Genomic DNA, 14,303 nt, shown 5'->3' on the forward strand with positions numbered 1-14,303 from the left:
TCATGTCATGGGAGAGCGAAAGACGCATAAGAATGCAGTAAATGTAATGTTTTAGTGTCGAAAACAGTGTTCGATGTAAGGTATCCTATATTACCCCTTGCTCACGCTAAAGCGCGGTGAGGCATTCTTATTTGTTTGCCGTTGACCTGAAGAGATCGCCATGGCCCGTCCTAGACAGCATGCGCCCGATGCCCTCCATGCGCAGGTCATGAACGTTTGTGATGAGTGGTTGGCTGAAAAGCCAGTCCATGGTTTGTCACTGCGTGCCCTGGCTAGAGAGGTTGGCTGCGCACCCAGTACGCTGCTCAAACTGTATGGCAGCTTTAACAACTTACTGCAGAACGTCAACGTTGAAACGTTGGCAGGATTGCAGCATACCATTACGTCATTAGCCGAGGACGCCCCCGAGCCGTGGCTGCGTTCGCTTGCTCATGCGTACTGGCATTTCGCCGAGCAGGACTGTTACCGCTGGCAGCTTTTGTTTGATTACCCCTTGGCTCAGGAGGGTGAGCTGGATCAGCGTCAAGGCGCTTTGATTGAAGCGCTGTTTACTCAGGTTGAGTCTGCCCTTAAAAAGTATCAGCCCACGCTTGATGATTTAGAGGCGCGCCGTTTAGGACGCACCCTATGGGGTAGTGTGCACGGACTTGTACAGCTAGGCTTAAATGAGCGGCTAGGTTATTGGCAAGGGCAGCAGCTCAAAGTGGATGAATTACTTGATCAGTTAGTAAGCACCGTACTGGCAGGGCTCCGGCATCGGGGGCCTGCAGCGTGAGATGTTGGATGAACGGTGTTCGCCAGGTATTACGTAGCCTGATCTATCTGGCTATGCGCCTGTGCTACCGTTTGCATGTTCATGGACGCTACCACCTGCCCAGGCAGGGTGGCGCGCTCGTGGTGTGTAATCACGTAAGCTTTATGGACGCTTTGGTGTTGGGCGGCGGCAGCCCTCGGCCGCTTCGGTTCGTCATGGATCAGCCGATTTTCGATTCGCCTTGGCTCAAGTGGTGGTTTCAGCTGGTTGGCGCCATTCCCATTGAATCTGAGCGGCGTAGCCCCGGCGCCTTGCGGCGTACGCTGGATGAAATCAGCCGGGCGCTACATCGTGGCGAAGTGGTCATGGTATTTCCGGAAGGGCGGTTAACCCCCGACGGTGAAATTCATACCTTTCGACGTGGCCTGGAAACCATTTTGGCGCGCGATAACGTGCCTGTGATTCCGGCAGGGCTTGCCGGGCTTTGGGGGTCATGGACATCTCACTACAATGGTAAAGCGCTTAAGAAGTGGCCAAGCCGCTTTCGGGCGCCGGTTAGCCTGCATTTCGGCCCACCGATTAATGCCCAGGAAGTCAATGACGTGGCGCTACGCAGCTATCTGGAAGCGCGAGTAAGAGTGCTTAAAGCGGCCGCCGATAAAGATCTTGGTCACCGCTAATCGGCTCTTTAAATTGCTCTTTTCGAGCGCTCTCTAGCGCTACTTCTTTATAGAGCTGTTTCTGCCTAGAAGTATCTTTTCTTTTCCAAGCGCTATCCGCCACGCCGGGGCAGGCGAACTTTTTGCCAGCAGCGGGCCGATGTAATCAAATTGTCGCGAATCTCCAGGATTTCCATGCGGGTATTGCCAATCTGTAGGCTGGCAGGGCCTTCTGGAAACGCCTCCAAGTGTTCCAATATCAGTCCGTTTAGCGTCTTGGGGCCATCGGTTGGCAAGTGCCAGCCAAGCATCTTGTTGATTTCACGGATATTGGCCGTGCCTTCAATTACATGACTGCCATCATCCTGCTGATGAATCTCTTCGTCTTCAGATACATCCGTGGTGAACTCGCCCACAATCTCTTCCAGAATATCTTCAAGGGTGACTAGCCCTTCGACATCGCCATACTCGTCTACCACCACACCAATGCGGCGTTTCTGCTTTTGGAAGTTAAGCAGCTGGGTATGTAGCGGAGTGGATTCGGGAATAAAGTAGGGTTCGCGGGCTTCTTGCACGATCGCTGCTTTGGTGACTTCGCTGCGCGATAAAAACCGCGCGGCATTGCGTAAGTGCAGCATGCCGATGATGTTATTGATATCGCCTTTATAAACCGGCAGGCGGGTATGCTGGCTGGTGCGAATCTGAGTCAGAATATCTTCCAGCGAGTCGTCTAAATCGATCCCCAGCACCTCGTGGCGCGGCACCATGATGTCGTTTACCGTGACGTTCTCAAGATCCAGAATCGACAGCAGCATGGCGCGGTGACGGTAAGGAATCAGCGTGCCCGCTTCATGCACCACGGTGCGCAGCTCATCGCGAGTCAGGCTGTCACCACCGTTCTCCACGCTTTTCACGCCGAGTATTCGCAGCAACCCGTTGGAGATCATGTTGACCAGCCACACCAGAGGATACAGCAGCTTTAGCAGCGGCTCTAGCGCCATTGAGGTTGGGTAGGCAATGCGTTCAGGTTTGATCGCCGCGTAGGTCTTGGGCGTGACTTCGGCAAAAATCAAAATGGTAATGGTTAAAAGCGCGGTAGAAATCGCCGGGCCCGAGACGTCGCCGAAGAAATGGATGGCAATAATAGTGGCAATGGACGCCGCCAGGTTATTGACGAAGTTATTACCAATCAGAATGACGCCGATGAGGCGGTCGGGCCGGGTAAGCAGGCGCATGACCCGTTTGGCGCGCCGGTCACCGCTGTTGGCCTGATGGCTCAGGCGGTAGCGGTTGATCGACATCATGCCGGTTTCAGAGCTGGAGAAGAAGGCAGACAGTACTATCAGTAAGCCTAGTAGGCCGAACAGTAACCCCAGAGGGAAGTCGTCGCTCAAGTCGAAAGTTCCTTTATGACGTATTAGGCTCGATTTGTAGAAGGTAGGGGATGGTGTGTCAAGACAACCATGGCCGCCTAAGTCTGCCTAGCGATTAAGCAGTATTTCAAGTACAAACTTGCTGCCAAAGTAGGCCAGTACCAATAGCGTGCAGCCACCCAGCGTCCAGCGTACCGCACGCATGCCTCGCCAGCCAAAACGATAGCGGCCAATAAGTAGTGTGGTAAAGATTATCCACGCCCCCAACGATAATACGGTTTTATGTAATAAGTGCTGGGCAAAAATATTATCTAAAAAGATAAAGCCGCTAATGATGGAGAGGGTAAGCAGCAAAATACCTGCCCACACCAGCTCAAACAGCACGCGCTCCATGGTGGTTAATGGCGGAAGTGACTGCACGATACCGCGAATATGATGATGGCGCAGCGCCTGATTCTGCAGGCCTACGAGTATCGCCTGCACTGCCGCAATGGCCAGCATGGCAAAGGCCAGTGCCGAGCTAATAGCATGTAGCAGAATGCCCGGTGTGAGGCCTGCATGGCTGCCGTGGCTGGGGAGCCAAGTAGCGGTAATCAGCGCGACACCGGCGAGCGGAAATAAAACAATGCTGACGTTAAGGACCGGCTTGAAAAGGCTGGCTATCAGCAGCACGTTAACCGCGACGGCCATAAATAGCGTCGCGCTGGTGGTGAACCCCGGCAGTAAACCGGGCGCCTGATTCACAAGCTGCACGACCACCGGAATGTGCAGCAGTAGCCCCAAGGCACCGAGAAGGCGCACCATACCCTGGCGGGGCGGTACGCGGCGAAAAAGAGTCATGCCCTGCCAGATAGCAGCGGCGACATAAAATACAAAAGCGATCGTGGCGAGAGGCAGCGCCTGCATGATGCTATCCGTGCGCGCGTTTCGCGCGTTGCAGTGAAAAACAGTCGAACTAAAGTGTACTGACTACTATAACCAATCGAAACCGTATCGCACAGCCATCGTTAGTCGGCGCTGACAGCCATGGAGACTCAGGGCATGAGCGCGTATAATCCATGTACATCAGTCTAGGGCCGTAGGTGCCCGGCGACAGCGACGGAGGCAGAGAGGCCCCATGTTCCAGAATCTCAGTGAGCGTCTTTCCCAGACGTTGAAGTCGATCAAAGGTCAGGCACGCCTGACCGACGACAATATTAAAGACACCCTGCGCGAAGTACGCAAAGCGCTGCTCGAAGCTGACGTGGCGCTGCCGGTCGTCAAAGCCTTTATCGAGCGTGTGCGCGAGCGGGCGGTTGGCCAGGAAGTGTCCAAAAGCCTGTCACCGGGCCAGCAGTTCGTCAAAATCGTCCAGCAGGAGCTGGAAGCTATTATGGGCGAGGCCAATGAAGGCCTGACCCTGAAAGGCTCCCCGGCGGTCGTGCTGATGGCCGGTTTGCAGGGGGCGGGTAAAACTACCTCGGTTGCCAAACTGGCCCGCTACCTACGCGAGCGCGAGAAGAAAAAGGTTCTTGTAGTCTCGGCCGACGTCTATCGTCCGGCGGCCATTGATCAGTTGGAGACGCTGGCCAAAGAGGTTGAAGTCGACTTCTTCCCGTCACGCTCTGACCAGAAGCCGGTTGATATTGCCGAAGCGGCGATCAAGCACGCCAAAATCCAGTTCCACGATGTGGTGCTGGTGGATACCGCTGGTCGTTTGGCGATTGATGAAGCCATGATGGCGGAGATCCAGGCGCTGCATAAGGCGATCTCACCGCAAGAGACGCTGTTTGTCGTCGATGCGATGACCGGCCAGGATGCGGTTAATACCGCAAAAGCGTTCCACGATGCGTTGCCACTAACCGGGGTGATTCTCACCAAGGCCGACGGTGATGCGCGTGGTGGTGCGGCGCTGTCCGTGCGCCATATTACCGGCAAACCCATCAAGTTTATGGGGGTGGGCGAGAAAGTCGACGCCCTGGAGCCTTTCCACCCGGATCGTGTTGCATCACGCATCCTCGGTATGGGCGACATGCTGTCGCTGATCGAGGAAGCCGAGCGCACGGTCGATAAAGACAAAGCCGCCAAGCTTGCCAGCAAGGTCAAAAAAGGCGATGGCTTTGATCTGGAAGACTTCCGTGACCAGCTCCAGCAGCTCAAAAAGATGGGCGGCATGGGTGGTCTTCTGGGCAAGCTGCCCGGCATGGGGCAAATGGCGGAAATGGCCCAAGGCCCCGGTCCTGAAAAGGAGCTGGGTAAGCTTGAAGCGCTGATCAACTCCATGACCCCCAAAGAGCGCCGCACGCCGGATCTGATCAATGGCTCGCGCAAGCGCCGGATCGCGGCGGGTGCTGGCCTGCAGGTGCCGGATCTGAACCGTCTGCTCAAGCAACATAAGCAGATGCAGAAGATGATGAAGAAAGCGGGCAAGAAAGGCGGAATGCAGAAGATGATGCGCGGCATGTCTGGCATGATGGGCGGCGGTGGTGGTCCCGGCGGCCCGGGTGGAATGGGCGGTATGGGTGGCGGCGGTATGGGTGGTCCCGGTGGCCTACCCTGGCGCTAAGCACATTAGTTTAGGCGCTGCGGCGATGTTGGTAAGGTTGACGGCCTGTGAGTTTTCTGGCTGTCAGGCTTTCCAATCCGGGCGCATTTGCGTAGAATGCGGCCTCTTCATGCGTGGGTGTTGGCAAAATATGCGCAAGCATTGCCGTCATATCCGGTCGTGAAGGCCTTAAAATGATACAAAGCAGGCACTTATCTTTGAGTGAGCGGCGTATCAAGAAAACAGTATGATGAGTGTTCTGGTGGCGGTTTGCGCTATTTTCCACTCTCGTAACCTCAACCGAAGGATAGTTATCGTATGGTTACCATTCGTTTGGCACGTGGTGGCGCCAAGAAGCGTCCCTTTTACCACCTGACTGTTACCGACTCGCGTAACGCCCGTGACGGCCGTTTCATCGAGCGTATTGGCTTCTTCAACCCGGTTGCCCGTGGTCAGGAAGAGCGTCTGCGCGTTGATCTAGAGCGTGTTACTCACTGGCAGAGCCAAGGCGCCCAGCTGTCTGGTCGTGTTGCTGAGCTGGTTAAAGAAGCGCGTAAACAGGCATAAGTCTGTTCACGGTAGAATCTGGACTGCTGTACGTTGAGGTCGTCGATGACGCGTTTTGAAACAAGCCATACTGACGACACGCATGTGGTGTTAGGCAAGCTGACCAGCCCTCACGGGGTGCAAGGCTGGCTCAAGGTGTATTCATACACCAGCCCCATGGACAGCATTTTGGATTACCCCGAATGGTGGGTGCGTAAAGGGGAAACCCTGACGCGAATGGCCATTGTTCAGGGACGTCGGCAAGGTAAAGGCCTTGTTGTGCAGCTTAAGGGCGTAGATGACCGCAATGCCGCTGAAGCACTGGCGCAGACGGATATCTTGCTGCCTAAAGATGCACTGCCTGAGCTTTCCGCCGATGAGTATTACTGGCATGAGCTTGAAGGCCTGGCTGTTTTCACTCAAGCCGGCGAGCGGTTGGGACGGATAAGCTATCTGTTTGAAACCGGCGCCAACGATGTCATGGTGGTTCGCGGCGATGACGACGCGATCGACAAACGCGAGCGGTTGATACCGTTTCTGCCTGATGATGTGATTGTCGAAATCAGCCTGGAAGATGACCGTATGGTCGTTAACTGGGATGCTGACTTTTGAGCAGTGACATGACCTGTGATGCGCAAGCACCAGGCTCTGGCAGTAACCTGGATACGCCCGCAATGTGGATCGGTGTGGTGTCGTTGTTTCCCGAAATGTTCGATGCACTCACCCAGCAGGGCGTAGTAGGTCGAGCGATTGAGAAGCAACGTATTGCCCTGGAGTTCTGGAATCCGCGGGATTACGCCACCGATCGCCATCGCAGTGTGGATGACCGTCCTTATGGCGGTGGCCCGGGTATGTTGATGAAAGTCGATACACTCCGTGGCGCTATTCACGATGCCCGCGAGCGGGCACATCAAGCCACTGGCCTGGAGCCTACCGTGATTTATCTTTCGCCCCAGGGGCGCAAGCTGGATCAAAAAGGTGCTCAGGCGTTAGCCGCTGCAGGCCCCCTCGTGGTGGTAGCAGGGCGCTATGAAGGCATTGATGAGCGTGTGGTAGAAAGTGACATTGATGAAGAATGGTCGATTGGCGACTATGTGTTGAGCGGCGGTGAGCTGCCCGCCATGGTGCTGATTGACGCAGCGGCAAGGCTGATTCCCGGTGTTTTGGGGCATCAGGATTCCGCTGTCGAAGACTCGTTTAATGACGGTCTGCTAGACTGCCCGCACTATACCCGTCCAGAAATCATCGACGGGAAGACCGTGCCGGATGTGCTGCTAAGCGGTAATCATGCAGCCATCAAGCGCTGGCGCTTAAAGCAGTCTTTAGGCCGCACATGGCAGCGTCGTCCCGATTTATTAAAGGGGCGCGAGCTTAATGCCGAGCAGCATAAGTTGCTGAACGAGTTTATCGAGGAACACGCTCTGTCCGCCAGGTAGGTTATTTTCAACTACATAGTGCAGAGCGGCGGTGCAGGACGGCAAGGGCGCGTCGTTTATCTATTGACTGCAAGCCTACGTACCTGCGTCACCCATAACGACTCCCGCGAAGCTCGTTTCGAGCGCCGGGATCACGATTTGCCCCTTCCACAACTGCGTGGCAAATCATTCCGTTATTTAGGAGCATGAAGATGAGCAGCAAGAACAAGGTGATCCAGGCGATCGAAAACGAGCAGATGGGCAAAGAGCTTCCTTCTTTTGCACCGGGCGACACCATTGTCGTTCAGGTAAAAGTAAAGGAAGGCACCCGCGAGCGTCTGCAGGCGTTTGAAGGTGTGGTTATCGCTAAGCGTAACCGTGGCCTGAACTCCGCTTTCACCGTACGTAAAATTTCTCACGGTGTTGGCGTTGAGCGTACCTTCCAGACCTACAGCCCGCTGGTTGACTCTCTTGAAGTCAAGCGTCGTGGTGACGTGCGTCAAGCCAAGCTGTACTACCTGCGTGAGCGTAGCGGTAAGTCAGCACGTATCAAAGAAAAGCTGGCGTAAACGCCGCTTTCTCGGGCGTGCCCTGTTCTTGACGTACGTCTTGAGCATTCGTTGTGCCCAGATACCAGGACCCCGTCACCGCTTTGCGGGACGGGGTTTTGTTTATGTACCCGTATCACTCAGGGGCCGTTAACGTATGAGCGTCATTGATGCCTTTTTGGATGCCCTCTGGTTAGAGCAAGGTGCCAGCGATCATACGTTAGCCGCTTATCGGCGCGACTTAACCGCGTGGCAGAATTATCTGGTGGCGCAAGGCGACGATATATTATCCCCCGGCCTCCAGCAGCTTCCTGTATGGCTCGACGCCCGCCGGGAGCAGGGTTATCAGCTGCGCAGTAACGCCCGGCTGTTATCGAGTCTTAGAAGTTTTTATCGCTGGGCGCGCCTGCACGGCCATGTGGCGAGCGACCCGCTGGCTGAAGTGAAATTACCACGCGTTCTTCCCGGGTTGCCCAATACGCTGGAAGAGGCGGAGGTCGAGCGCCTGCTGATGGCGCCAGATATCGAAACCCCGCTTGGCGTGCGTGATCGAACCATGTTGGAATTGCTATATGCCTGCGGATTGCGTGTATCGGAGCTTGTGTCGTTAACCGGAGACGCGGTGAACCTGCGCCAGGGCGTAGTGCGTGTGCGCGGTAAAGGGGATAAGGATCGCCTGGTGCCTATGGGCGAAGAGGCCATCGACTGGCTTGCGCACTATATGAAAACGGCCAGGCCTGCGCTAATGAGTGACCCGACAAAGTCTGCGCTGTTTCCGGGGCGAGGCGATAAAGCCATGACCCGGCAGACCTTTTGGCATCGCATAAAGGCCCATTCGATCACAGCCGGAATTACTCGTCCGCTGTCGCCACACACATTGCGCCATGCTTTTGCGACACATTTATTGAATCATGGGGCCAATTTACGGGTCGTACAGCTGCTGTTAGGCCACAGCGATTTATCCACGACTCAAATTTATACGCATGTTGCCCAGGCTCGCTTGGAAAATCTTCATGCTGAACATCATCCGCGAGGTTGAAGAAAGAATGCGCCAACGTACGGTTACTCCCTCTTTACGCTCTGCATTATTCACACTCGCCATGGCAAGTGTTTTACCTATCGCTGCCCACGCTGATGCTGCCACCGACTACTTGCGCGAATCACTCAGCGTTAACGGCCAGCAGATGCCGGTTGAGCAGGTAACCGCAACCCCGATAGAAGGCATTTACCATGTGCTTCTGGAAAGCGGTGAATCGTTTTATTCCAACGCCGAGGGCAGCCACTTTTTAGTCGGCGATCTATTCGAAAATGCAGAAACGGGTCTGGTCAATTTAACCGAGCAGGCCAAAAATCAGGATCGCGTAGCTGCCTTGGCATCTGTGCCTGAGTCCGAGCGTATCGTGTATCGCGGTGTGGACGAGCCCAAAGCAACCGTCGTGGTGTTTACTGACCCGACCTGCCCGTATTGCGAGCGCCTGCACGAAACTGTGCCTGAGCTTAATGAGCGCGGTATTGCGGTACACTATATGGCCTTCCCGCGTGCGGGAATGGGTAGCGCAGCGGCGACCTCGCTACAGCAGGCTTGGTGTTCAAGTAATTCAAGCGAAGCCATGACCCGTGCTCAGCAGCGCCAAGAGCTAACTGGCCCGTCTGACTGTGATAATCCGGTCGCCGAGCAGTATGAGTTAGGCATGTCGCTTGGTATTCAGGGCACGCCAGCGATTATTCTGCCTAACGGTCAGCTGGTACCTGGTTTTGTACCGCCAGAAAGGCTTGCTGCCATGTTAGGCTTAGGCGACGCGTAAGCCTATTTAAGTAAGTTCTATCCAGGTAAGTTCTATCCAAGTAAGTTTTATCTAAATAGAATCGTCGTTTATATCACGATGACGCTGAGACACTGATTTAAGACCGGGCGCTTTATGCGCCCTATACGAAAGGGGATGTATTTTGAAACCGGTAAGAGTAGGCATTTGTGGGCTAGGCACGGTTGGTGGCGGCACGTTCAATGTGTTGACGCGCAACGCTGATGATATTGCACGCCGTGCAGGCCGCCCTATTGTTATTGAGCAGGTGGCTCATCGCAGTATCCATCCTGACTGCGATATTACCGGTATTAACACAACCACCGATGTTTTCGAGGTGGCTAATAACCCTAACGTTGATGTGCTGGTCGAATTGATCGGCGGCTACGACATGGCCCGCGAGCTGGTGTTAACCGCGATTGCCAACGGCAAGCACGTGGTGACGGCCAACAAGGCGTTGATTGCCGTTCACGGTAATGAAATCTTCAAGGCGGCTCATGAAAAGGGCGTTATCGTGGCCTTTGAAGCTGCCGTTGCAGGCGGTATTCCGGTTATCAAATCGCTGCGTGAAGGCCTGGGTGCCAACCGGATCGAGTGGGTGGCAGGTATCATTAACGGTACCGGCAACTTTATTCTGACGCACATGCGCGACGAAGGCCGTGCCTTTGAAGACGTGCTTGCCGAAGCGCAGGCACTGGGTTACGCCGAAGCCGACCCCACGTTTGACGTGGAAGGTATCGATGCGGCGCACAAGCTGACCATTCTGGCCTCGATTGCCTATGGCGTGCCGCTCCAGTTCGAGAAAGCCTTCACTGAAGGCATTTCACGGATTACTGCTGAAGATGTTGAACAGGCCGATAACCTGGGCTACGTCATCAAGCACCTGGGTATTTCCAAACGCACCGATCAGGGGCTTGAGCTGCGCGTTCACCCCACGCTGATCCCCAAAGAGCGTTTGCTGGCCAACGTGCACGGCGTCAAAAACGCCATCGCTATCATGGGTGACGCGGTCGGTCCTACGCTTTATTACGGTGCCGGTGCGGGTGCTGAACCAACAGCTTCTGCCGTGGTTGCCGATCTGCTTGACGTAGCTCGCGATATCTCCACTGACCATCACTACCGCGTGCCTTACCTGGCATTCAGCGGTATTGACGAAGACGTCAGCCAGCTGCCAATTATGCCTATGGAAGACATCATCACGGCGTATTACCTGCGCCTGCTGGCGGTGGATCGTCCCGGCGTATTGGCGCGCGTAGCCACTATCCTTGCCGAACAAGGCATCTCGATCGAGGCGCTGATCCAGAAAGAGGCGACCGAAGGCGAGCTGGTGCCGATTATTCTGCTGACGCATCGTACTAAAGAGAAGCAGATGAACGAAGCGATCCGCGAAATCGAAGCGATGGCCGATATCGCCGGGCCAGTGACACGCATCCGCGTGGAAAGCCTGAGCGAAGGGGAGTAACCCACTATGCGCTATATCAGTACGCGTGGGCAGGCGCCCGCGCTCTCGTTTGAAGAAGTCGTACTAACCGGTATGGCCAGCGACGGTGGCCTTTACGTGCCGGAAGAGCTGCCCTCTCTCTCGAAAGAAGCGCTGGCCGATATGGCCGGGCTCTCTTACGCTGAGATTGCCTTTCGCGTTATGAAGCCGTTTGTGAACGGCGAGATCGACGACGACACTTTCCGCACCATCGTGACCGAAGCGTACGCCACCTTCACCCACGATGCGGTGGTGCCGCTCAAGCAGCTCGACGCCAGTCACTTTCTGCTTGAGCAGTTCCATGGCCCGACGCTGGCGTTTAAAGACGTCGCGCTACAGCTTTTGGGCCGCCTGCTTGATCACTTTTTGAAAAAGCGTGGCGAGCGCGCGGTAATCATGGGTGCCACCTCGGGCGATACCGGGTCAGCCGCCATCGAAGGCTGTCGCCACTGCGACAATCTGGATATCTTCATTCTGCATCCGCACAAGCGGGTGTCTGAAGTGCAGCGCCGTCAGATGACGTCAGTACTGGCCAACAACGTGTTCAACGTGGCCATTGAAGGCAACTTTGACGATGCTCAGGCCATGGTCAAGGCAAGCTTTGCCAATCAGGACTTTTTGAACGGCACACGCCTGGTGGCGGTCAATTCGATCAACTGGGCGCGCATCATGGCGCAAATCGTTTACTACGTTGCATCAGGCGTGGCACTGGGTGCACCGCATCGCGACGTCAGCTTCTGCGTGCCGTCGGCCAACTTTGGCAACGTGTTTGCGGGCTACATGGCGTACAAGATGGGGCTGCCGGTCAAGCAGTTCATCATCGCCACCAACTCCAACGACATTCTGCACCGCACGCTTGCCGCCAACGACTTCTCCAAGAAGGAGCTTGAGGCAACGCTCGCGCCTTCCATGGATATCGTGGTGTCGTCGAACTTCGAGCGTCTTCTGTTTGATGCCTATGATCGTGATGGCGCGGCCGTGGCGGCACTACTGGAGCGCTTTCAGCAAGAGCCCACCGCGCTTGCCGATGCGCCACTTGCCAAGCTGCGTGAGAAGTTCTCAAGCTTTAGTGTGGACGATGACACCATTCTGGAAGTCATTCGCGAAGCGCATCACCGTACCGGCGAAATGCTCGACCCGCATACCGCCACGGGCTACCGCGCTGCTGAACGTGTCCGCGCTGATCAATCAACGCCGATGATAACGCTTGCCACCGCGCATCCGGCCAAGTTTGCTGAAGCGGTGGTAAAAGCAGGCTTCCAGGGCGTACCGCTGCCCACACACATGGATGATTTGCTGGAGCGGGAAGAGCGCTACACGGTACTGCCTGCTGAGTTGAGCGCCGTACAGCAGTTTGTTGCGGATAACCGTCGTTAACACATGATGACTGCTTTGCCAGATGCCAATCAGCCCGTTACGCCTCAGCACACTACGCAGCTAATGCTGGAGCCTCGTCCACTGGACGAGGCTGTCTACGCCCGTGCCCAGGCACAAGGCTTGAGCGAGCTTCAGGCGCGCCTTCTGGCCTCACGGCTGCCCGGCTATCAGGGCGAGCTTGCTCCGCTGGTAACGCCCAGCCTGCGCTATCTGGCTCACCCGGAAAAGCTTGCCGATGGGCGCCGTGCCGCCGAACGTATTGCTCAGGCTGTTGCGGAGGGTGAATCCATCGGGATTCTGACCGATTACGATGTGGATGGGATTACCTCTCACGTCGTCATTCGCCGCACGCTGGTTGAGCTGTTTGGTGTGCCCGAGCACAAACTGCACAGCCTGATTGGCCACCGTATTCACGATGGCTACGGCATCAGCTTGCCGTTGGTTGAGCGCACGCTGGCGCTCAAGCCATTCCCGACCCTGGTGATTACTGCCGACTGCGGAAGTAGCGACGAGCCACGTATCGCGCGACTCAAAGCGGCAGGCATTGACGTAGTGGTCAGTGATCACCACGCGCTGCCGTTGGAAGGCCCGCCCGCGTCGGCCTACGCCTGCGTGAATCCGACCCGCCCGGACTGCGCCTACCCGGATAAAACCATCGCCGGGTGCATGGTGGCGTGGCTGTTGATGTCGTTGGCGCGTGGCGTATTGGTGGAGTGGGGCGCACTGCCCAGCGCTACGCCCAAGCTTTCGCCCTGGCTCTCCTATGTGGCGCTGGGCACCGTGGCGGACTGTGTGTCGCTGGGTGGAAGCCCGGCTAACCGCGCCGTAGTGAGCTACGGGTTAACCCTGATCAACCGCATGGACGCCGCCTGCTGGCGCGCCATGGCCGCACGTCTGGGCGCAGATAGCGTGCCGTTCAATGCCGAAACCCTGGCTTTTCAGATGGGCCCGCGGATCAATGCGCGCTCGCGGTTGGATGACCCTTACGCCGCACTGCATTTCATGCTGGCCGAAAGCGACGCCGTCGCTAACCGTCAGCTCGAAGTGCTGGACCAGGATAACCAGTCGCGTAAGGCGATTGAGGCGGATATGGCCGAAGAGGCGCGGGTGCTGGCCGCCAGTGCGTTGATCGCCGATGAGCCTGCCGTGGTGGTATTTCTGGAAGATGGTCACCCCGGCGTTCAAGGCATTGTGGCCTCCCGGCTGGTGCAGTCTTACGGGCGCCCTGCGCTGGTGCTGACACAGGCGGCGGCGCCCAATATGCTCACCGGCTCCGGGCGCTCAATCGATGGTTTGCACCTGCGCGATGCGCTGCAGCGTACCTTTGAACTGGCCCCAGAGGCGCTACCACGCTTTGGTGGGCACAGCGGTGCTGCCGGAGTGGGTGTCCCTCGCGAATACTTGGACGTGTTTAAACAAGCGTTTCTCAAGGCCGTGGCGGAACAGCTGGAGGGGCGTTCGCTCTATCCCAGGCTATGGACGGACGGCGAGCTTTCCACCGCGCAGCTTTCGCTGGCAACGCTTGAAGAAATTGACGCTCTGGGCCCGTATGGGCGTGAATTTGACGCACCGCTCTTTGAAGGGCGTTTTATCGTCGAGGCGCTTCGCCCGGTGGGTGCTGATGGCGCGCACTTGATGCTCGAACTCTCCATGGGCGCCATCACCTGCAAAGCGATCTGGTTTCGCGCCCTGACTCCAGGCGAGCTGCCCGCGTTCGCCATCGGCGATACGCTGCACTGCGCTTACAAGCTTAACCGTAACCGCTGGCGGGGCCGGGAGTCGTTGCAGTTGATGGTTGAACACGCCAGCACAGTTTAAAACTCGT

General features: G+C 56.4%; 14 protein-coding genes. 12 read left to right on the forward strand and 2 right to left on the reverse strand.

Annotated features, from left to right (window positions below; genetic code table 11):
- Window positions 1-160 precede the first annotated feature (160 nt).
- Together INT33_RS02420 and INT33_RS02425 are read left to right on the forward strand one after the other, a co-directional pair.
- On the forward strand, window positions 161-775 hold the full coding sequence (locus tag INT33_RS02420; RefSeq protein ID WP_193090990.1) for a TetR/AcrR family transcriptional regulator: 615 nt from the start codon (window positions 161-163) through the stop codon (window positions 773-775).
- Window positions 776-783: 8 nt separating this feature from the next.
- Complete coding sequence (locus INT33_RS02425; protein ID WP_193090991.1) at window positions 784-1,434, forward strand: 1-acyl-sn-glycerol-3-phosphate acyltransferase; 651 nt, start codon at window positions 784-786, stop codon at window positions 1,432-1,434.
- A gap of 92 nt (window positions 1,435-1,526) precedes the next feature.
- Here INT33_RS02425 and INT33_RS02430 read toward each other — a convergent pair whose 3' ends face one another.
- A complete protein-coding gene (locus INT33_RS02430) occupies window positions 1,527-2,807 on the reverse strand; it encodes an HlyC/CorC family transporter (protein WP_192538730.1) in 1,281 nt (426 codons plus the stop codon).
- 87 nt (window positions 2,808-2,894) lie between these two features.
- Window positions 2,895-3,692, reverse strand: coding sequence for a cytochrome C assembly family protein (locus INT33_RS02435; protein ID WP_018918327.1), 798 nt, complete (start codon window positions 3,690-3,692; stop codon window positions 2,895-2,897).
- 211 nt (window positions 3,693-3,903) lie between these two features.
- Between INT33_RS02435 and ffh the strand changes: the two genes are divergently transcribed.
- From ffh to INT33_RS02485, 10 genes are all read left to right on the forward strand, one after another.
- Entirely contained in the window at window positions 3,904-5,331 is a 1,428-nt protein-coding gene (gene ffh / locus INT33_RS02440) for a signal recognition particle protein (RefSeq protein ID WP_193090992.1), read from the forward strand.
- 297 nt (window positions 5,332-5,628) lie between these two features.
- Entirely contained in the window at window positions 5,629-5,877 is a 249-nt protein-coding gene (rpsP, locus tag INT33_RS02445) for a 30S ribosomal protein S16 (RefSeq protein ID WP_009724081.1), read from the forward strand.
- 45 nt (window positions 5,878-5,922) lie between these two features.
- Window positions 5,923-6,468: a ribosome maturation factor RimM gene (gene rimM, locus INT33_RS02450; protein ID WP_018918319.1), complete on the forward strand. Its 546-nt coding sequence runs from the start codon at window positions 5,923-5,925 to the stop codon at window positions 6,466-6,468.
- Between the two features lie 62 nt (window positions 6,469-6,530).
- Window positions 6,531-7,292 carry a tRNA (guanosine(37)-N1)-methyltransferase TrmD gene (gene trmD / locus INT33_RS02455; RefSeq protein WP_192538752.1) on the forward strand — a complete coding sequence of 254 codons (762 nt, stop codon included), beginning with the start codon at window positions 6,531-6,533 and terminating at the stop codon, window positions 7,290-7,292.
- Window positions 7,293-7,483: 191 nt separating this feature from the next.
- Window positions 7,484-7,840 (forward strand): 50S ribosomal protein L19, encoded by a 357-nt coding sequence (gene rplS, locus INT33_RS02460; protein ID WP_192538728.1) that lies wholly within the window; start codon window positions 7,484-7,486, stop codon window positions 7,838-7,840.
- Window positions 7,841-7,976: 136 nt separating this feature from the next.
- Window positions 7,977-8,858 (forward strand): site-specific tyrosine recombinase XerD, encoded by an 882-nt coding sequence (gene xerD / locus INT33_RS02465; RefSeq protein WP_193090993.1) that lies wholly within the window; start codon window positions 7,977-7,979, stop codon window positions 8,856-8,858.
- Window positions 8,833-9,624 carry a thioredoxin fold domain-containing protein gene (locus INT33_RS02470; RefSeq protein WP_193090994.1) on the forward strand — a complete coding sequence of 264 codons (792 nt, stop codon included), beginning with the start codon at window positions 8,833-8,835 and terminating at the stop codon, window positions 9,622-9,624. The genes xerD and INT33_RS02470 overlap by 26 nt, the downstream gene beginning before the upstream one ends.
- A 142-nt stretch (window positions 9,625-9,766) precedes the next feature.
- Entirely contained in the window at window positions 9,767-11,083 is a 1,317-nt protein-coding gene (locus INT33_RS02475) for a homoserine dehydrogenase (protein WP_192538725.1), read from the forward strand.
- 6 nt (window positions 11,084-11,089) lie between these two features.
- Window positions 11,090-12,478 carry a threonine synthase gene (gene thrC / locus INT33_RS02480; RefSeq protein ID WP_193090995.1) on the forward strand — a complete coding sequence of 463 codons (1,389 nt, stop codon included), beginning with the start codon at window positions 11,090-11,092 and terminating at the stop codon, window positions 12,476-12,478.
- Between the two features lie 63 nt (window positions 12,479-12,541).
- Window positions 12,542-14,296, forward strand: coding sequence for a single-stranded-DNA-specific exonuclease RecJ (locus INT33_RS02485; RefSeq protein ID WP_193091080.1), 1,755 nt, complete (start codon window positions 12,542-12,544; stop codon window positions 14,294-14,296).
- Window positions 14,297-14,303: the final 7 nt, after the last annotated feature.

It is taken from the genome of Halomonas colorata (genome assembly GCF_014897985.1).
Taxonomy (GTDB): Bacteria; Pseudomonadota; Gammaproteobacteria; order Pseudomonadales; family Halomonadaceae; genus Vreelandella; species Vreelandella colorata.